This window comes from Rhizobium sp. SG_E_25_P2, from assembly GCF_029892285.1.
Taxonomy (GTDB): Bacteria; Pseudomonadota; Alphaproteobacteria; order Rhizobiales; family Rhizobiaceae; genus Rhizobium_E.
The window spans coordinates 26580-44863 of the sequence record NZ_JARXVM010000015.1 but is presented as its reverse complement, the minus strand read 5'-3'; the positions used below and the strand labels follow the sequence as shown (position 1 = coordinate 44863).

The 18284-nt window shown below is 61.5% G+C and carries 18 protein-coding genes; 10 read left to right on the top strand and 8 right to left on the bottom strand.

Annotated elements, in window-relative coordinates:
* The first annotated feature begins 4 nt into the window (after window positions 1-4).
* Both M2360_RS19375 and M2360_RS19370 read left to right on the top strand, forming a co-directional pair.
* Window positions 5-232 carry a hypothetical protein gene (locus M2360_RS19375; protein ID WP_280776930.1) on the top strand — a complete coding sequence of 76 codons (228 nt, stop codon included), beginning with the start codon at window positions 5-7 and terminating at the stop codon, window positions 230-232.
* Between the two features lie 358 nt (window positions 233-590).
* Window positions 591-1529: a hypothetical protein gene (locus tag M2360_RS19370; RefSeq protein WP_280776929.1), complete on the top strand. Its 939-nt coding sequence runs from the start codon at window positions 591-593 to the stop codon at window positions 1527-1529.
* A gap of 90 nt (window positions 1530-1619) precedes the next feature.
* Here the strand turns inward: M2360_RS19370 and M2360_RS19365 are convergent, their stop codons facing one another.
* Both M2360_RS19365 and ppdK read right to left on the bottom strand, forming a co-directional pair.
* A complete protein-coding gene (locus M2360_RS19365; protein ID WP_280776928.1) occupies window positions 1620-1862 on the bottom strand; it encodes a toxin-antitoxin system HicB family antitoxin in 243 nt (80 codons plus the stop codon).
* A 95-nt stretch (window positions 1863-1957) separates the two neighbouring features.
* Window positions 1958-4630: a pyruvate, phosphate dikinase gene (ppdK, locus tag M2360_RS19360; protein ID WP_280776927.1), complete on the bottom strand. Its 2673-nt coding sequence runs from the start codon at window positions 4628-4630 to the stop codon at window positions 1958-1960.
* Between the two features lie 172 nt (window positions 4631-4802).
* On the opposite strand from ppdK, the gene M2360_RS19355 reads away from it, so the two are divergent.
* Window positions 4803-5063 carry a transcriptional regulator gene (locus tag M2360_RS19355; protein ID WP_280776925.1) on the top strand — a complete coding sequence of 87 codons (261 nt, stop codon included), beginning with the start codon at window positions 4803-4805 and terminating at the stop codon, window positions 5061-5063.
* Window positions 5060-5401, top strand: a complete 342-nt coding sequence (locus M2360_RS19350; RefSeq protein WP_280776924.1) for a type II toxin-antitoxin system RelE/ParE family toxin — start codon at window positions 5060-5062, stop codon at window positions 5399-5401. The genes M2360_RS19355 and M2360_RS19350 overlap by 4 nt, the downstream gene beginning before the upstream one ends.
* Window positions 5402-5417: 16 nt before the next feature.
* Here the strand turns inward: M2360_RS19350 and M2360_RS19345 are convergent, their stop codons facing one another.
* Complete coding sequence (locus tag M2360_RS19345) at window positions 5418-8873, bottom strand: chromosome segregation SMC family protein (RefSeq protein WP_280776922.1); 3456 nt, start codon at window positions 8871-8873, stop codon at window positions 5418-5420.
* Window positions 8874-8963: 90 nt separating this feature from the next.
* Window positions 8964-9740, bottom strand: a complete 777-nt coding sequence (locus M2360_RS19340) for a DsbA family protein (RefSeq protein ID WP_280776921.1) — start codon at window positions 9738-9740, stop codon at window positions 8964-8966.
* 197 nt (window positions 9741-9937) lie between these two features.
* Between M2360_RS19340 and M2360_RS19335 the strand changes: the two genes are divergently transcribed.
* Window positions 9938-10216 carry a type II toxin-antitoxin system ParD family antitoxin gene (locus tag M2360_RS19335; RefSeq protein WP_280776920.1) on the top strand — a complete coding sequence of 93 codons (279 nt, stop codon included), beginning with the start codon at window positions 9938-9940 and terminating at the stop codon, window positions 10214-10216.
* Entirely contained in the window at window positions 10213-10512 is a 300-nt protein-coding gene (locus M2360_RS19330) for a type II toxin-antitoxin system RelE/ParE family toxin (RefSeq protein WP_280776919.1), read from the top strand. Before M2360_RS19335 ends, M2360_RS19330 begins: the two co-directional genes overlap by 4 nt.
* A 77-nt stretch (window positions 10513-10589) precedes the next feature.
* Here the strand turns inward: M2360_RS19330 and M2360_RS19325 are convergent, their stop codons facing one another.
* Both M2360_RS19325 and M2360_RS19320 read right to left on the bottom strand, forming a co-directional pair.
* Window positions 10590-11030 carry a GNAT family N-acetyltransferase gene (locus M2360_RS19325; protein ID WP_280776918.1) on the bottom strand — a complete coding sequence of 147 codons (441 nt, stop codon included), beginning with the start codon at window positions 11028-11030 and terminating at the stop codon, window positions 10590-10592.
* A gap of 66 nt (window positions 11031-11096) precedes the next feature.
* The gene (locus M2360_RS19320) at window positions 11097-11603 is read right to left on the bottom strand and encodes a DciA family protein (protein ID WP_280776916.1); all 507 of its coding nucleotides are present in this window, start codon (window positions 11601-11603) and stop codon (window positions 11097-11099) included.
* A 137-nt stretch (window positions 11604-11740) separates the two neighbouring features.
* On the opposite strand from M2360_RS19320, the gene mutY reads away from it, so the two are divergent.
* The 3 genes from mutY to M2360_RS19305 all read left to right on the top strand — a co-directional run bounded on the left by mutY (window position 11741) and on the right by M2360_RS19305 (window position 14592).
* Entirely contained in the window at window positions 11741-12832 is a 1092-nt protein-coding gene (gene mutY / locus M2360_RS19315) for an A/G-specific adenine glycosylase (RefSeq protein WP_280776914.1), read from the top strand.
* Window positions 12822-13451 carry an HAD family phosphatase gene (locus M2360_RS19310; protein ID WP_280776913.1) on the top strand — a complete coding sequence of 210 codons (630 nt, stop codon included), beginning with the start codon at window positions 12822-12824 and terminating at the stop codon, window positions 13449-13451. Before mutY ends, M2360_RS19310 begins: the two co-directional genes overlap by 11 nt.
* Window positions 13452-13518: 67 nt before the next feature.
* Window positions 13519-14592 carry a phosphatase PAP2 family protein gene (locus tag M2360_RS19305; protein WP_280776912.1) on the top strand — a complete coding sequence of 358 codons (1074 nt, stop codon included), beginning with the start codon at window positions 13519-13521 and terminating at the stop codon, window positions 14590-14592.
* Here M2360_RS19305 and vsr read toward each other — a convergent pair.
* Complete coding sequence (gene vsr, locus M2360_RS19300) at window positions 14589-15044, bottom strand: DNA mismatch endonuclease Vsr (protein WP_280776910.1); 456 nt, start codon at window positions 15042-15044, stop codon at window positions 14589-14591. The genes M2360_RS19305 and vsr overlap by 4 nt on opposite strands.
* A complete protein-coding gene (locus tag M2360_RS19295) occupies window positions 15041-16198 on the bottom strand; it encodes a DNA cytosine methyltransferase (protein ID WP_280776909.1) in 1158 nt (385 codons plus the stop codon). Before M2360_RS19295 ends, vsr begins: the two co-directional genes overlap by 4 nt.
* 182 nt (window positions 16199-16380) lie before the next feature.
* Between M2360_RS19295 and M2360_RS19290 the strand changes: the two genes are divergently transcribed.
* The gene (locus M2360_RS19290) at window positions 16381-18282 is read left to right on the top strand and encodes a potassium transporter Kup (RefSeq protein WP_280776908.1); all 1902 of its coding nucleotides are present in this window, start codon (window positions 16381-16383) and stop codon (window positions 18280-18282) included.
* Window positions 18283-18284 lie beyond the last annotated feature (2 nt).

The following is an 18284-nucleotide window of genomic DNA, read 5'->3' as shown; positions in this document are numbered from 1 at the left end:
GAAAATGGATCGCGATGTGTTGGATCGTGTGAACAATGACGACATCAGCAATGGGGCGACATTCGGCAACTCCCTGGAGACGCGGATCGAGGCTGATCCAACCCACGTTAATCAAACGCCGCTCGGCGTCATTTCGAGCCTGAAATGGCTGCGACGGGATATGACGCCCGGCGCGGCCAAAACCATGGGTCAAAGACGGTTAACAATCAGGAAAGAAGAGATTTTTCCGTGAATTTTGTTGGCGCGGGCGATCGACGACGCGGTAGTCCTCGGCGGAATTTGAGTGACGCGGCAGCCAGGGAAATGCGTGCTGTTGACGATTTCCGGGGCTATGGCATGATGAACGTAGAGCGAAGGAGTTGCTATGAGCAAACATGTATTCAGAAAAATCAGCAAGGGTCTACAAGAAGCGCTTGAAATCTCTCTCAAGGCCGAAAAAATAAATATAGCGAACACAAATACAAATACATCAAACAGTCGAAAACCATTCACAATCGTTTATAATGCTAACAACAAAAAAACAAACATAAATAATAATAATTTGTATTTTATATACACATCCAAAACACTCCACACAAAAGGAAGTGGATGTGAGTGATATTTACAAAACCATAAAGCCATATATACTCGCCAACCTGCCATACAAAATTGGAGATCCGGCGACAGCTCGCTGTCTGCAAACAAAAAGCACTGAAGAACTGCTTATAATGTTCCTCAACTGGTTTTTTCGGCAAATCCCTCCGCGTCCCCGTACAGTTTTCCCGTCGAAAGAAGTGACAAATAAGATAAATCAAGACGAAAATCGGCACGAAATTCTGAGCCTTATATCAGACATCAAGACTGGAAAATCCTTAAAATCGCGATTATCGAAAGCAGTAAACCAGGGGTTTGTGCTCACGAAAAACCAACGTCACAAGCCGCTCAGCACCTCGAAGCGCCCGGATTTCGATCTTCTCCTGAACGACTGGGGCATTCATCACCTCCATCTTTCGAACACGGTCGAAAACGACGGTTTCACGACGCGGACGAAAGGCGTCATGTTCGCAATATTCACCTATGAAGAAGCCTATTTGATCGACACTTTTGATCACAAGAGTTGGAGTTCAAAACAAGCAGTCAGGAAGGTGATAAGCAATTGGCCGGATAGTAATTTTTTTCTTGAGGTAAAGGGCTTAGGGGTACGGCACGATGATTCTGATTGCTTTGATGAACAAGAACTGCAGGGGCTTCGAACTGCGGGAATGTCGTGCCCAATTGTTATCGATCAGAAAATTTACATACCAAGACAAATGCTTAGCCACTACGGCACAAACACAAATCATACACGCATTGCGACATTAATATTAAGAAAAACTAACTTAATCGAGGAAACGTTAAAAAACACCCCTGCCGTTCTAGATAGCCACTTCAAAGCTAATGGCACTATTAGACCGGAGCGTCCCGAGTTCAGGTTTGAGGTATTCGCAAATAGTTTCGGCATTTATGAAACCAGTACCGACACTGCTATAGGCTTGGTGCCGTTTCAGTAGCATTTACAATCTTTTCCTCCAGCACCTTCTGAACCCAGCCGTTCAAGGACAGACAGACAGACGTCTCTCAGCCGCTCGCATCGCTGCCTTTCAATGAAGCTCCGGCGGAATGCGGACATTGAAACTTCCCTTGAAGGGTTTGGACGGCTCGCGGCCAGCCTCGGCGCAATCGGCCAGATAGGCTTCGACAAGGTCCTCCAGCACTTTCGACGCATCGCGTGCGGCATCGCATTCGCCGATCAGGAGATCGTCGAGATGCAGAACCTTGACGAACAGCGTCCCGTCGTCGAATTCGACCGAGGCCTGATATTCCTTGTAACTCAAAGTGTTCACAGCAGGCCTCTTTCCAGGAGGATGGCGCGGATCTTTCGCAGGAGTGCAGTCATCCTGTCGTGAGCTTGCAGTGTAGCCTCAAATTTCAGTCACGCCTACCGCTTCTTCCCATTCCTGATCGTCGCCTGCGCCGCCGCAAGCTTGGCGATCGGCACGCGGAAGGGGGAGCAGGAGACGTAGTCCAGGCCCCATTGTTCGCAGAAATTGATCGAGACCGGGTCGCCGCCATGTTCGCCGCAGATGCCGAGTTTCAGGCCCGGTCGGGTGCGGCGGCCGCGTTCGGCGGCGATCTGGATCAGTTCGCCGACGCCGTCGAAATCGAGATTGACGAAGGGATCGCGCTCGATGATGCCTTTCTGCATATAGGTCGGCAGGAAGCTCGAAGCGTCGTCGCGCGACATGCCGAAGGTGGTCTGGGTCAGGTCGTTGGTGCCGTAGGAGAAGAATTCGGCGACTTCGGCGATGACATGGGCGCGCAGCGCGGCGCGCGGCAGTTCGATCATCGTGCCGACGAGATAGTCGATCTTCAGCCCGCTCTCGGCGATCACCGAGCGGGCGACCTCGTCGATTCGGGCCTTGACGTAATCGAGTTCCGACTTCAACCCCACCACCGGCACCATGATTTCCGGCACCACGGCCTCGCCCGTCTTGCGCGCGGCTTCCACGGCGGCTTCGAATATGGCGCGGGCCTGCATTTCAACGATTTCGGGATGGGAAATATGCAGCCGGCAGCCGCGATGGCCGAGCATCGGGTTGAACTCGTGCAGCGCCTCGATGCGCTCGCGGAAATGGATCGGCTCCATACCGAGCGTGGCCGCGACCTCGTCGATTTCCTCTTCGGATTTCGGCAGGAATTCGTGCAGCGGCGGATCAAGCAGGCGGATGGTCACGGGAAGGCCATGCATGATCTCGAACAGCTCGACGAAATCGGCGCGTTGCATCGGCAGAAGTTTGTTGAGCGCGGCGCGGCGCTTGTCGACCGTTTCGGCGATGATCATTTCACGCATGGCGGCGATGCGGTCGCCTTCGAAGAACATGTGCTCGGTGCGGCAGAGACCGATGCCTTCGGCGCCGAAAGCGCGGGCAGCGCGGGCGTCTGATGGCGTTTCGGCATTGGTGCGCACCCGCATGCGCCTGATACGGTCCGCCCAGGCCATGATGCGCTCGAAATCACCTGACAATTCCGGCTGCAGCATGGGCTGGTAGCCCTTGAGCACATGGCCCGAGGAGCCGTCGATGGAGATGATGTCGCCTTCGCGGAGCTTGACGCCGGGCGCGATCAGCTCGCGATTGCGCATGTCGACGCGCAGCGAACCGACGCCACAGACGCAAGGCAGGCCCATGCCGCGGGCCACCACCGCCGCATGGCTGGTCATGCCGCCGCGGGTGGTGAGAATGCCCTGGGCGGCATGCATGCCGTGAATATCCTCGGGGCTGGTTTCGGTGCGCACCAGGATGACCTTGCGGCCTTCCTTCTCGGCGGCCACCGCGCCTTCGGAGGTGAAGACGATTTCGCCCGAGGCTGCGCCCGGCGAGGCCGGCAGGCCCGAGCCGATGACGTCACGCCGGGCGGCGGGATCGATGGTCGGATGCAGGAGCTGGTCGAGGCTGGCGGGATCGATGCGGTCGACCGCATCCTCGGCGGAGATCAGCCCCTCCTCCACCATGTCCACGGCGACCTTCAGCGCCGCCTTGGCGGTGCGCTTGCCCGAGCGGACCTGCAGCATCCACAATTTGCCGCGCTCGATGGTGAATTCGAGATCGAGCATATCGCGATAATGCGCTTCCAGCCGGTGGCAGACCGAGACGAAGTCGCGATAGGCCTCCGGCATCAGCTTTTCGAGCGACGGCTTTTCCGAACCGGTGTCGATGCGGGATTTTTCGGTGATCGATTGCGGCGTGCGGATGCCCGCCACCACATCCTCTCCCTGGGCATTGACCAGGAATTCGCCATAGAGCGCGTTCTCGCCGGTGGAAGGATTGCGGGTGAAGGCGACGCCGGTGGCCGAGGAATTGCCCAGATTGCCGAACACCATGGCCTGGATATTGACCGCCGTGCCCCAATCGGAAGGAATATTGTGCATCAGCCGGTAGGTGATGGCGCGCGGGTTCATCCAGCTTGAGAAAATCGCGCCGATCGCGCCCCAGAGCTGGGCCATCGGATCTTCCGGAAAGCTCTCGCCGACCTCCTCGTCCATCATTTCCTTGTAGCGCGCCACGACGCCGCGCCATTCCTCGGCTGTCACATCCGTGTCGAGCGCGCGACCCAACCGGGCCTTTTCATCTTCGAGGATCTCTTCGAATATGTCATGGCCCAGCCCCATGACCACGCCGGCATACATTTCGATGAAGCGGCGATAGCTGTCCCAGGCGAAGCGCGGATCGCCGGAATCTTCGGCCAGCGCCTCCACAGCGGCGTCGTTGAGGCCGAGATTGAGCACGGTGTCCATCATGCCCGGCATGGAGACGCGACTGCCGGAACGCACGGCGAGCAAGAGCGGGCGCTTGGCGGCGCCGAACTTGCGGTCGGTCAGCCGCTCCACCACCTGCAGCCCCTCGACCACGGCGGCCTTGAGACCATCGGGAAAGGCGCGGCCATTGGAATAATAGAAGGCGCAGGCCTCCGACACGATCGTCAGGCCGGGCGGCACAGGCAGGCCGATGGCGCTCATCTCCGCGAGATTGGCGCCCTTGCCGCCGAGTTTTTCCACCATGTCGGCGCGACCATCGGCGCGGCCGCCGCCAAACGCATAGACCCATCTGGTCATTCCGACCCCTCCCGGCGGAATTCACAATCCTGTTATGGTGATAGCTATCTCATTCGAACCGCTTTGCAAATGGGGGCGAGGCAGATTGTTGCTGCAACGCAGCATGCGGTGGCGCGGCTTTGCGACGACAAGTGATCATGCTAGATTCATGACCTCAAACTGTGAGGCGACAATGGACGGCAAGACAATGCTGATCAGCATCGACGAGGATCTGGCGGAGATCGTCGACAAGCGCATCCGCCAGAGCGCGCGCTTCGACACCGCCAATGACTATATCCGCGCCTTGATCGAGCGCGACGCCGAAACGGATGAAGAGGCGCGCGGCTTACTCGCCAAGGAACTGACGCCGGGCGCCGGCGCCGAGGAAACCGCATTCGTAGAGGTGTCGGCGGAAGAGGTCATACGCCGAAATCGCGCCCGCCGGCAGGCATGAGCCGCTATGTGTTCTTTCCCCCGGCAGATCGGGCGCAAGACGAGATCTGGCAATACACAGCCGATGCCTGGAACGAGGATCAAGCTGACGCCTACATTTTTGGCCTCCATCGCCATCTTGCCATGATCGCGGACCATCCCGCGCTTTGGCGACCGTTGCCCAAACCTATTCAGCAGAAACTCAACGAGTTACCTGAAGTGTTCGTGACGCGCTATGAACGCCATCTCATCTTCTTCAAACAATTGTCCTCCGACCGGATCGGAGTGATCAGCATCCTTCACGAGCGAATGAATTTGCCAGCTCGCCTCTTCAAGGACTTTAGAACGCTCGACGAGTGATGCGCGACAGCACCCCTCACGCCACATCCACCAGCCGCTCCGCTGTCTGCAGGTCGACGCTGACCAATTGGCTGACGCCCTGTTCGGCCATGGTGACGCCATAGAGGCGGTTCATGCGGGCCATGGTGATGGGATTGTGGGTGATGACGAGGAAGCGGGTCTGGGTGGTCCCGGCCATCTCGTCGAGCAGGTTGCAATAGCGCTCGACATTGTGGTCGTCGAGCGGCGCGTCGACTTCGTCCAGCACGCAAATCGGCGCCGGATTGGTGAGGAAGACGGCGAAGATCAACGCCATCGCCGTCAGCGCCTGCTCGCCGCCCGACAGAAGCGTCATGGTCTGCGGCTTCTTGCCCGGCGGACGGGCGAGAATTTCGAGGCCGGCTTCAAGCGGATCGTCGCTTTCGATCAGTTGCAACTCCGCTTCCCCACCGTTGAAGAGATGGGTGAACAGCCGCTTGAACTGCAGATTGACGGCGTCGAAGGCCACCATCAGCCGTTCCCGGCCCTCGCGATTGAGATTCTGGATCGCCGAGCGCAATTTGCGGATGGCGTCGATGACATCGTCGCGTTCGCGGATCAGGTTGGTGAGCTTTTCGGTGAGTTCGGCCTGTTCCTCCTCAGCGCGCAGATTGACGGCGCCCAGCCGCTCGCGCTCCATCTTCAGTCGCTCGACCTCGATTTCGATGCCGCGGATCTCGGGCAGCTTGTCGCCGCTCGCAAGCCCGGTCAGCCTGAACACCTCATGCGGGGCGACGTTCAGCGTTTCTCGGATGCGGGTCTCCTGCGCGATCCGCATCTCACGGGTCGACAGCAGCCGTTCTTCGGCGCGGCCGCGTTTTTCGCGCGCATCGGCAAGGGCCGCCAGCGCCTGGCTTGCGGCGCGGTCGGCGTCGCGTTCGCGATTTTCCTGCGCTTGCAACTGATCGGCGGCGGCCTTGCGCGCGGCTTCCGCCTTCTGCAATTCACTGAGCAGAGCGCGCCGGCGATCCTCGAATTCCTCGGGCGCCTGCAAGAGATCCTCAAGCTCGATCCGCGCCTCTTCCTCGCGCGTCTCCAGCGTCTCAATCTGGGCTGTGGCGCTCTGTTCACGGTCGCGCCAGAGCCGACGTTCACCTGATATGGCGGTGAGGCGGCGGGCGCGGGCGTCGTTGTCACGGGCTTCGCCGTCATGGGCGGCGCGGGCTTCAGCCAGCCGGGCGCGATGTTCGGCCACAAGGGCCGTCTGTTCGCGAAGCGCCAGATCAAGCGCGGAAAGATCCGGCGTTTCGGCCAGCGTCAGTCGCGCCTCTTCCTCCTGGACCGCGAGATCCTCGATCTGGGTCTCGTAGCCAGCGATCTGTTCGGCGCCGAGATCGCGGAGCCGCGTCAGATCGGCGCTGGCTTTTTCCGCCGCCGACAGCGCCTCGCGGGCCTCGGTCAGCTTGCGCGCGAGAAGGCGAGCCATGTCACGGGTCTGTTGCAGGCGGGTCTCGGCCGATTGCAAAGCCTCGCGCGCCGCCTCATGCGCCGCCTCGCAATCTTCCAGCCGGAAGCGGGCCTCTTCGATCTCGTCCTCAAGGCTGGAGAGCCTGTTTTTCTGGGTCAGGCGCAGCGCCGCCGCACTCGGCGCGCCGGCTTCCGTCACATGCCCGTCCCAGCGCCAGAGCGCGCCCGAACGCGACACCAACCGCTGGCCGGCGGCGAGCGACGGCATCAGCCGGGGGCCATCATCCTCGGACACGACGCCGATCTGGGCGAGGCGACGGGCGAGTTCCGCAGGCGCAGTGACATGCCGTGACAGCGGCTCGACGCCGGCGGGAAGTACTGGATCGCCGGCGCCGGGATTGAGCCGCCAGTATTTGGCCGCCGCCGCATCGAGCGGGGAATCGAGATCGTCGCCGAGGGCTGCGCCCAGTGCAGTTTCCCAGCCCGAGGCGGCTTCGATCAGTTCGGACACTGGCGTGGCCGCGCTTTCGCCGCCGGCTGCCAGCATCTTGCGGATAGTGCGCGCCTCGGTCTCCAGCATTTGCAGCGCCGAGCGCGCCTCTTCGAGCGGACGCCGGCTCGCGGCTTCCTGCAGGCGCGCGTCGGAAAGCCGTCTTTCCGCGGTTAAGGCTGCCTGCTCGCCATCCTCATGGGCAATTTCGGCCGCTTCCAGAGCTTCCCGCTTTTCGTCGGGGTCGGGGAGTGCTGCGAGCTTGGCCTCGATGGTTTCGAGATCGCGTCTTGCGTCCGCCGCCTGCCGTTCCAGCCTCAGACGGCGCTGGGCGATATCGGCCAGGAAGCGTTCGGTCTGCTGGCGGCCGGCGGCGGCTTCGGCGCGTTCGGCGGTCAGTTCCTGCATGCGGCGCTCGGCGTCCGCGACGTTTTCCGCAGCTTCCGCCAACTGCTCTTTCAGCTCCTGGGCGCGGATCAAAGCGTCCTCGGCATGCGCCCGCAGCTCCTCCTCTTCCTCGTCGAGACGAGCGAGGATTTCGGCATTGCCGGCGATCATCTGCTTTTCGCGGGTGATATCGGCGGAAAGCTGGGCGATGCGGCGTTCGAGTTCCTGCCTTCGCTGGTCGAGCCGGCGGAAATCCTCGTCGAGCTGGCTGCGGGCGATGGTGAGACGCTGCAAAGCGGCGGCGGCCTGAACCTCGGCGTCGCGCAGTTCCGGCATGCGCAAACCCTCGATGGCGTGGGTCTTGGCCGCCTCCATCTGCGCCTGCGCACGCTCGGCCACCAGATTGGTGGTCTGGTTGAGCTGGCTGTCGGCCTCGGCCTCCGCCGTCTTGGCTTCGGCCCAGCGGATATGCAGCAGCTTGGCCTCTTCGGCGCGGATCGAGGCCGAGAGCTGCTTGAAGCGATTGGCCTGCCGCGCCTGGCGCTTGAGGCTTTCGATCTGGGCGGTCAGCTGGGCGGTCACATCCTCCAGCCGTTCGAGATTGGTTTCGGCGGCCTTAAGCCTGAGTTCGGCCTCGTGGCGGCGCGAATGCAGACCGGAAATGCCGGCCGCCTCTTCCAGCAACTGCCGGCGCGCCTGGGGCTTGGCCTGGATGAGTTCGCCGATGCGGCCCTGGCCGACCATGGCAGGCGAGCGCGCGCCAGTCGAGGCGTCGGCGAACAAGAGCTGCACATCGCGGGCGCGGGCTTCCTTGCCGTTGATGCGGTAGACCGAGCCCTGTTCGCGCTCGATGCGGCGGCTGACCTGCAATTCGTCGGCGTCGTTGAATGCGGCTGGCGCGGTGCGGTCGGAATTGTCGATATAGAGGCCGACTTCGGCGGAGTTGCGCGCCGGCCGCTGGCCGGACCCCGAAAAGATCACGTCATCCATGCCCGACGCGCGCATATTCTTGTATGAATTCTCACCCATCACCCAGCGCAGCGACTCCACCAGATTGGACTTGCCGCAGCCATTGGGCCCGACCACGCCGGTCAGCCCCGGCTCGATGAGAAACTCCGAGGGCTCGACGAAGGATTTGAAGCCGGTGATGCGCAGCTTGGTGAATTTCATCGCGCGTTCCCCAGCGCCGACAGAACGATAAACACCGAAACGGGCGACAGCGCGAAGCTGTCGCCCGTTTTGATGAACGGTCGTGTCTGGTTATTCAGCGGCGTCAATGAGAGCCGACATTTCCGCAACGCTCATTTCCCCGGCGTAACGCTTGCCATTGATGAAGAAGGTCGGGGTGGAATCCACTCCGAAATCCTTGGACGCCTTTTCGCGCGTGGCGTTCACATCATCCAGAAGCTTCTGGTTCGTCAAGCAGGCTTCGAAGCTCTGCTCGGAGAATCCGGCGAGTTTCGACATCTGCAGCAGTGCGGCGCGGCCGTCTTCGGCGGTCGCCCAGGTCATCTGGCTCTTGAACAGCGCCGACACCATCGGGAAATATTGTTCCTTGGGCGCGCAACGGGCCAGCATGATGGCGGCGGCGGCGCGGTTGTCGAGCGGGAATTCGCGCAGCACGAAGCGCGCTTTGCCGCTGTCGATGTATTTCTGCTTGATCTCTTCGAAGACCGAATTGTGGAAGCGGGCGCAATGCGGGCAGGTCATCGACATATATTCGACGATCGTCACCTTGGCGTCGTCCTTGCCGAGCGCGACTTCCGGCAGCGGACCGGGGGCCATCAGCGCGGCGACATCGACTTCGCCGTCCGGGGTCGGCAATTGCGCCGGCCTCGTGGAGGCGGTGGTCTCCGGGCTCACGGCGGGCACTGCCGGGGTCGCGGCGGGCGCCGATTGCGCGGTTTCCGTCTGGACGGCGGGCGCGGCCGTCTCGGCCTTCTTCTCCTCGCTGCAGGCTGCAAGCGCCAGGCTCGCGGCGGTCAGAAACGCGACGGACATCAAGCGCGGCGACGCGCTCTTGAACAGGTGGGACATAAGTGCTCCTCGATAAGGCCAATGTGGTATTGTCGATATACCGCAGGCTCTTACGCCGCAAGTATGACGGATGGTCCGGCGTTCAAACAAATGTGAGGCGCGGAAAGAGGCGGCGACATCATCCGGGAAGCAAGCTGAAAAGTCTTGGGCGCCTGTTGGGTGAATGGTATGATACTGTCAACACGAGGAGATATCCCATGGCAGCCAGACAATCGCTTACCGTCAGTCTCCCCGCCGAGATGGCCGACATGGTCAGGGAGAAAGTCGCTTCCGGCGAATATGACAGCGAGAGCGCGGTGATCGAAGAGGGACTTCTCACTCTCTCCGAGCGCGACGAAGCGCTTGAGACTTGGCTGCAGGAAGAGGTTGCGCCGACTTATGATGAAATCAAGGCTCATCCCGAGCGGACCGTTTCTCTTGACGAGGCGTTTGAGGGCTTTCGCCAGCGCGTCAAGACGAACGCAGGCGGCGCGTGATTTACGCGGTCCGCCTCAGTTTTCAGGCGCAACGCGACATTGACGCCTTGCTCGATTATCTGAAGCCTCTTGCCGGCGAGCCTGCAGCTTTGGCCTATCTGGCGCGACTAGAGCGTTTTCTCCGACGGTTTGAGACATTTCCCAAGCGCGGCAGCGTCCGCGATGACACACGCGACGGACTGCGCGTTATTGGCTTTGAGCGCAGCCTGAGCATAGCCTTTGTTGTTGAACACGATACGGTTCACATCTTGCGCATCTTGCCCAAGGGCCAGCAACTGCATCTCTACGATGAATGATTGAGGCGCTGCTTGGCAAGCGGTCCATCACCGCCCCGCCGCTCAATCGCCCTCGCCCCAAACGTTCCCGCGACGCTTTAGCGTCTCGTTTCTGACGGCCCAAACGTCTTCTTGAGCCAGATGCAAGAATGGCCCGGCGGAAAATCATCGATCCGAGCAAAGTCCTCATAGCCGTTTCGTCGGTAAAAATCCGGGGCCTGGAAACTGAATGTATCGACATAGGCGCCGATGCAGCCGCGCAAACGCGCTTCCGTTTCCGCCTTGCCGAGAAGTTCGGCCCCTAAGCCACGGCCTCGCACGTCAGGCGAAAGCCATAGCCAATCGATAAAGAGCCATGAATAGGCAGTTCGGCCCTTTAGCCCACCTTGGACATTGTGTTGATCGTCGCGCGCGATGACCCAAACATCTTGTTGACCGTCGGGGCCAGCCTTCTGCGCATTAAAAACATCGAGACCGGTGTCGATCAGTTGCTGCACATCCAGGCTGGGCGCAGGCTCTATCTCAATCTTGAAACCCAATCTCTCGCCCACCTTCCCAAACAACCCTTTTCCAGTCACGAGCAGGGGCGGTCTGCCCTACGGCGTTCACTTCACCCGCCGCCCCATCACGCCGCGCCCCAATCGCTCCAGCGCCGCCTTGAGCTTCTCGTTGTCGATATCGGCGGTCATGTCGGTCAGTTTGGCCTGCTGGTCGCGGGTCAGCGGCCGTGGTTTCGGGCGATGCTTGTGGCCCATGGATACGGGTTTCTGGACGATGCGCACCTGGCGGATGGCGGGGTAACCGAAGAAGCCGTTGATGCGCTGGATGAGTTCGCCCTGGGCATGGGCGAGAAACAGCGCGCGCGCGCCTTCGCAGGCGATTGTCAGCACGCCGGGCTCGACGCCGCCGGCGTCGCCATAGCGATCGGCATTGGCGCGTGGCCAGGTGATCTTTTCCGGCCGGGTGCATTCGGCGAAATCGGCGCCGGCGATCTCGTCCCAAGAGCCGATCAAGGCCGTGTTGATGCCGGCCTTGCGGGCGAGCACCGGGTCGATCAGCCGGTTGGCGGCTTCGGCGATCTGAAGCTCGCCTTTTCTCTGGAAGGAAGACATCGTCTCTTCGGGCCCGTGCGAATAAGTGATAGAGAATCATAGCTTTCATATGCCACGGCGGCAACCGCCGGGACCTATGTATAACGGCTGGCGCGGCAAAGCGTTGCCGGCCACCAGAATGGGATCAATAAGCAGACATGCCGGAACAGCCTGACGCGGCAAGCCTTCTCGCCTGGTATGACCGACATCACCGCGATTTGCCCTGGCGGGTCTCTCCGCCGATGCGGGACAAGGGCGTGAACCCCGATCCCTACCGGATCTGGCTGTCCGAGGTGATGCTGCAGCAGACCACGGTGCAGGCCGTGCGCGCCTATTTTCTGAAGTTCCTCGAATTATGGCCTGAGGTGAGTGATCTCGCCCGCGCCGACAATGAGGATGTGATGAAGGCCTGGGCCGGGCTCGGCTATTACGCCCGCGCCCGCAATCTCAAGAAATGCGCCGAGGCGGTGGCGTTTGAGCATGGCGGCGTGTTTCCCGATACGGTGGACGGCCTGCGCGCGCTGCCCGGCATCGGCGATTACACTTCCGCCGCCGTCGCGGCCATCGCGTTTGATCGGCGCGCTTTGGTGATGGACGGCAATGTCGAGCGGGTGCTCACCCGGCTCTTCGCGGTCGAGGATCCGCTGCCGGGCGCCAAGCCGAAACTCAAAACGCTGCTCGACACGCTGACGCCGAACGAGAGGCCCGGCGATTTCGCCCAGGCGATGATGGATCTCGGCGCGACCATCTGCACGCCGCGCCGTCCGGCCTGTTCGCTCTGTCCCTGGCGTGACGCCTGTCGTGCTTTTGCAGAGGCAGATCCTGAAAACTTCCCCGTCAAGGCGGCCAAGAAAGCCAAGCCGGCGCGCAAGGGGGCGGCTTTTGTGGCTGTGGATCCCGAGGGACGCGTGCTGCTGCGCAAGCGGATCGACAGCGGCCTGCTCGGCGGCATGACCGAGCCGCCCGGCACCGGCTGGACCGCCTCGCGCGATGGCGCGGATACGCCTGAGGCCGCGCCTTTCGCCGCCGACTGGCGTCTCACAGGCGTCGTCACGCATGTCTTCACCCATTTCGAATTGCAGCTCAGCGTTTTCAGGGCTGATCTCGACGCCGCGCCTGATACGCCCGAAGGCTGGTGGGAGCCGATCGAGACGCTTGCCGATCAAGCCTTGCCGACTGTCATGAAAAAGGCGATCGCCGCCGCTATACCGGACGCGTTCAAGCCCAAGAGGAAACCGCATGCACGCTGAAACAGCTACACCCGAGATCCGCCACATTGTCTTCGACATCGGCAAGGTGCTGATCCACTACGATCCCAACCTGCCCTATGCGCGGCTGATCCCGGACGAAGAAGAGCGCAAATGGTTCTTCGAGCATGTCTGCACCCATGACTGGAATGTCGAGCAGGATCGCGGCCGCACCTGGCTGGAGGCGGAGGACCTGCTTCTGGAGAAATTTCCCGATCGCGAAGAGCATATCCGCGCCTTCCGCCAATACTGGCATGAAATGGTGCCGCACGCCTATGATCGCTCGGTCGCGCATCTCGAACGCTTCATCGCCGAGGGTCGCGACGTGACGCTGCTGACCAATTTCGCTGACGACACATTCGACCAGGCGCAGGAGATTTTCCCCTTCCTCAAAGCGCCGCGCGGCGTGACGGTGTCGGCGCGGGTGAAACTGATCAAGCCCGATCCCCGCATCTATGACAGCCACACCAAGACCTTCGGCCTCGACCCGGCCGCAACGCTGTTCATCGACGACGCGCTCGCCAATATCGAGGCGGCCCGCGCCTATGGGTGGAACGCGATTCATTATGTCGGGGCGGATGAACTGGATGCGGAACTCGGGCGCTATGGGTTGATGAAATAAACAAACAACCAAAAATATTTTTAACGAATACTCACTAGACTTCCCGCGAATAAGCGGGAGATCTGAAGTGAAAGACCTGGTTATACGCACAGTTCCCAAGGTTTTGCCGGCGGCGACATCCGCATTCGGAGCGTTTGTCGCCTATGCGCGAGACGTGGCAAAAAACGGCATTTTCATCAGTCTCTCGTCATTTGCGCTGATCGCGCTTGTATGGAAACCTGACACCTATTTGCAGCTTTTTGGACACTATTCCCAGCTCGTCCTCGGAATTAATTTTATCGTTATTGTCATGCTGGTCATTCGGGGAATAGTGCTTTTTCCCTTAGCTCCACTCTCCGGTTTGATCGATGGAGTTCGCAAGCTGACGCTCGAGCATGTCGCCATGATTCCGCTCGTCATTCTCTTCCTGTCGGCGTACACCACGCTCAAAGTGAACATCCCCAACCTAGCGCCGTATTACGCGGATCCACTGCTCGCGACCATCGATCACTGGCTGCACGGAGACGATCCCTGGAAATATGCGAGGATGGCGCCTGCGGAAACGAGCATCGTCATCGATTTCGTCTACTCGAAGCTCTGGTTCGCCGTCGCGCTTTTTTCGCTCGTTCACGCCGCCGTGCTGCGCCCCGGACCGGAGTTCAAGCGTCTGGCGATGGCGAGCCTTCTGGTTTACATCGTTCTGGGCTTTATTCTTGCGACCGCGCTTTCTTCGGTTGGTCCGATTTTCTATGATCGGTTCTACCCCGAGCCGCGATTTATGGAATTCACCGCCATGCTGGCTACAGATGTCTATGCCACGCAGCAGAAATTGTTCGTCGATTATCTCTATACGGCGGCCACGACCAATACAGCTTTGATTGGAACTGGTATTTCGGCGGCGCCGAGCATCCATGTCGGCGTGGCCGTAATCGCCGCGTGGTATATGACCTCGCAAGGCCGCATCAGCATGATCGTCGGCTGGTGTTTTGCCGCGACCATCCTGTTCGGTTCGGTCTATACCGGCTGGCATTATGCGGTCGACGGGTATCTGTCGGCGATTGCGGCGACGTTGTTCTGGTGGATGGCCTCACGCCGGTCCGGCCTGGGAATGACGACAGGGCGACAGGGGCCTAAGCCTCTCGGCGACGGCGCAAAAATCTAGTCCGAAACCGATCTGGCGCGGCGGGGCCGAGGCGCTCCATCGGTTCCGTGACGCCCCAGAAAGCCGCATAGTCGCTCCGCCAGGGCCGCATCGTCCTTCATCTCGCATTCCCACACCGTCAGCGCCCACCAGCCGGCTGCGGCGAGCGCCTCTTGATGCGCCGCGTCGCGGGCGCGGTTGCGGGCGATCTTCTGCGACCAATAGTCGACGTTGGTTTTCGGCGCGCGGGCGCCACGGGCGCAATCATGACCGTGCCAGAAGCAGCCGTGGACGAAGATCAGCTTGCGCCGGCCCGGAAACACCAGATCAGGTTTTCCGGGCAGGTCGGCGCGGTGGAGACGGTAGCGGTAGCCCAGCGACGTCAGGAGCTTGCGCAACTTGAGTTCGGGAGCGGTGTGCTTGGATTTCACCTTGCGCATCACCGCGCTGCGCTGTTCGGGCGTCTCGCTCACGCCGCCCGTCTCCCGATTTTCAACGCGGCGAGAAGCGGCTCGAACAGATGCCGTGCGAGATGGCGGACGACGGGGACGGCGACGCCGTCGCCGGTCAGGTGATAGGCCTCGGTATACGAACGGGGCAGGACGTAAGCGTCCGGCAGTCCCATCAGCCGCGCCGTCTCGCGCGCCGTCAGCAGACGGGCGGCGAGCCTGTCGCCCTCGACGATCAGGATCGATTGCCGGCTGGAGCCGCCGGCGGGAGTGCGCAGGCAGCCGGCGAGGCCATCGAAACGGATTTCGGCGCGCTGGACCTTGCCGCCCTGGCCATCAGGCCGCGTGCGCTTGTAGAGCGCGCCCACCCGGCGGACGCCATCGCCCTTGGCAGCGTCGATCTTGGCGCGGTTGTTGGCGTCCATCATGGCGAGCAGCGCCTCGAGACGGTCTTCCGACAGCCAGCGAGCATCCCTGGGATCGGTTTCGACAAGGTCGATCAGCGCAATGTTGCGGCGCGCCGGCGCGGGCAGGCGCCACCACAGCCAATGATCGGCGGCCGAAGGCGACAGGCGCGCATGAGCGGCGATGAGCGCCGGCGTATGCCAATCCGGGGACGGAGCGGAAGAGACGCAATCCGCCGGTAGATCGAGCCCCTGTTTCACCGCGACAATGAACAGCCGCGGTCGCGACTGGGGCAGGAAGGCGGCGGCGTCGACGACCATGGCGCCGAAGCGATAGCCGCCTGCGGCCAAGGCCTCGCCGAGGGCGGCGAAATCGCGACCGCCATGCGAGGTCAGCGCGCCGCAGACATTTTCAAGCGCGATGATGGAGGGCGCCCGCCCCTCCGCCTTCAGCGCCTGCATGAGACGCCAGAAGGTCCAAAATGTCCCCGATCGCGCGCCGCCGAGGCCGGCGCCCGCGCCGGCCAGCGACAGATCCTGACACGGAAAGGACGCCCAGGCGAGATCGGCGCGTCCAGGCAGGTCGGCTGCGGCGAGACGGTTGATATCCTCGAGTTTCAGCCAGTCTCCGCCCCAATTGGCCCTGTAGGCGCGGGCCTTGCCGGCGTCGAGATCATTGGCGAACAGGCAGGACCAGCTGTCGCCGAGCCCCGCGCGGACCATGCCGCCGCCAGCGAAAAATTCGTAATAGCCAGGTGATTCCGTCTTCTGCATGCGCCATCCTATTCCATGTCGACGCGACGCGCAGCGCTTTTGCAGCGATATCGCCGCCACCGGCGCCCCCGTCTTTACGAAATCTATACGGCCCCCCACCGCAATTTTACGCCGCCCTTATGCGCCCTGCCCTATAGGCTGAAGGCCGCCATGCGCGGCGTATATCAAAAAGGCCTCGCATCATGCATGCTCCCACTTCCCAGCCAGGCTCGCCTCCCAAGCTCGGCCGCCTTCTCGCCCTTTCGCTTGGTTCGATCGGCGTGGTCTATGGCGATATCGGCACATCCCCCCTCTATGCGTTCCGCGAAGCGCTGCGGCCGGTGGCGGGCGACGGCGTTACCTCCGACGAGGTGATCGGCATCATCTCGCTGATGCTGTGGACGCTGACCATCATCGTCACCGTCAAATATGTCGTCTTCCTGCTGCGCGCCGACAACAAGGGCGAAGGCGGCACGCTGTCCCTGCTCGCGCTGCTGTCGAGCAAGCTCGAGGGCCGGCATGGCCGCGTTCTGGTTCTGCTCGGGCTGATTGGCGCGGCGCTGTTCATCGGCGACGCCATGATTACGCCGGCGCTGTCGGTGATGTCGGCGGTCGAGGGCATGAAATTCGTGGCGCCCGATCTCACCCGCTTCGTGCTGCCGGTCAGCGTGGTGATCCTGATCGCGCTGTTTGCGGTGCAATCGCGCGGCACCGGCGCGGTGTCCAAGGCTTTCGGCCCGATCACGCTGGTGTGGTTCGCGGCGCTGGCGGCGGCGGGCGTCGCGCATATCGCCGACGATCCGCGCATCTTCGCGGCGCTCAATCCGATCAACGCGGTAACTTTCCTGATCCATGGCGGCTTTTCGGCGCTGATCGTGCTTGGCGCGGTGTTCCTGACAGTGACGGGCGCGGAAGCGCTTTACGCCGATCTCGGCCATTTCGGCCGCAAGCCGATCCAACTCGCCTGGCTCGCGGTGGTCTATCCGGCGCTGACGCTGAATTATCTCGGCCAGGGCGCGTTTGTGCTGAGCGATGCGCGCGCCATTGAGGATCCATTCTATCTGATGTTTCCGGAATGGTCGCTGATCCCGGTGATCCTGCTCGCCACCGCCGCCACCATCATCGCCAGCCAGGCCGTCATCACCGGCGCGTTTTCGCTGGTCAGCCAGGCGATCCATCTCGGCTTCCTGCCGCGCATGGATATTCACCACACCTCGCATACCGACACCGGCCAGATCTATCTGCCGATGGTCAACACCTTCCTGCTGTTTGGCGTGATGATGCTGGTGCTGATCTTCCAGACGTCGGAATCGCTCGCCACCGCCTATGGCATTTCGGTGACCGGGGCGATGGTGGTGACCACCATCATGTTCTTCGATTTCCTGCGCATCGAATGGAAATGGTCGCTCGGGGCGGCGCTGTCGCTCGTTGCGCCTCTCGCGGTGCTGGAACTGGTGTTTCTCGGCGCCAATCTGATCAAGATCCATGACGGCGGCTATGTGCCGATCGCCATTGCGGGCCTTGTGGTGCTGGTGATGTGGACCTGGCGGCGCGGCTCCTCCATCGTGTCCGATAAATCGCGCCGCAGCCATGTCGCGCTGCGCAGTTTCGTGAAATCGGTGGAAAAGGAAAGCGCCCATGGCCCCCATCCCATTCCCGGCTGCGGCATATTCCTGACCTCGGAGCCGGAAGCCACGCCGTCGGCGCTGTTGCACAACATCAAGCATAACCGCGTGCTGCACCAGCAGAACATCATCCTGACTATCCGCACGGACGCGGCGCCCACGGTGCCGGCGTCTGAGAGGGGCAAGATGGAGCGGATTTCCGAGCGTTTCTCGATCCTGACGCTGACCTTCGGCTTCATGGACACGCCGAACGTGTCGCAGGCGCTGGCGCAGATGCGCAAGGAGGGGCTGAAATTCGACATCATGTCGACCACCTTCTTCGTCGGCCGCCGCAAGCTGGTGTCCGATCCGAATTCCGGCATGCCTGCCTGGCAGGACCGGCTGTTCATCGGGCTCGCCGGCATGGGCACCGACCCGTCAGACTACTTCCGTCTGCCGGCGAACCGGGTTATCGAACTGGGATCGCATGTCAGCGTCTGAGT

Coding starts and splice junctions, on each gene's coding strand:
- M2360_RS19375 (WP_280776930.1), top strand. CDS start 5: ATGGATCGCGATGTGTTGGATCGTGTGAACAATGACGACATCAGCAAT.
- ppdK (WP_280776927.1), bottom strand. CDS start 4,630: ATGACCAGATGGGTCTATGCGTTTGGCGGCGGCCGCGCCGATGGTCGC.
- M2360_RS19355 (WP_280776925.1), top strand. CDS start 4,803: ATGGACGGCAAGACAATGCTGATCAGCATCGACGAGGATCTGGCGGAG.
- M2360_RS19350 (WP_280776924.1), top strand. CDS start 5,060: ATGAGCCGCTATGTGTTCTTTCCCCCGGCAGATCGGGCGCAAGACGAG.
- M2360_RS19345 (WP_280776922.1), bottom strand. CDS start 8,873: ATGAAATTCACCAAGCTGCGCATCACCGGCTTCAAATCCTTCGTCGAG.
- M2360_RS19340 (WP_280776921.1), bottom strand. CDS start 9,740: ATGTCCCACCTGTTCAAGAGCGCGTCGCCGCGCTTGATGTCCGTCGCG.
- M2360_RS19335 (WP_280776920.1), top strand. CDS start 9,938: ATGGCAGCCAGACAATCGCTTACCGTCAGTCTCCCCGCCGAGATGGCC.
- M2360_RS19320 (WP_280776916.1), bottom strand. CDS start 11,603: ATGTCTTCCTTCCAGAGAAAAGGCGAGCTTCAGATCGCCGAAGCCGCC.
- mutY (WP_280776914.1), top strand. CDS start 11,741: ATGCCGGAACAGCCTGACGCGGCAAGCCTTCTCGCCTGGTATGACCGA.
- M2360_RS19310 (WP_280776913.1), top strand. CDS start 12,822: ATGCACGCTGAAACAGCTACACCCGAGATCCGCCACATTGTCTTCGAC.
- M2360_RS19295 (WP_280776909.1), bottom strand. CDS start 16,198: ATGCAGAAGACGGAATCACCTGGCTATTACGAATTTTTCGCTGGCGGC.
- M2360_RS19290 (WP_280776908.1), top strand. CDS start 16,381: ATGCATGCTCCCACTTCCCAGCCAGGCTCGCCTCCCAAGCTCGGCCGC.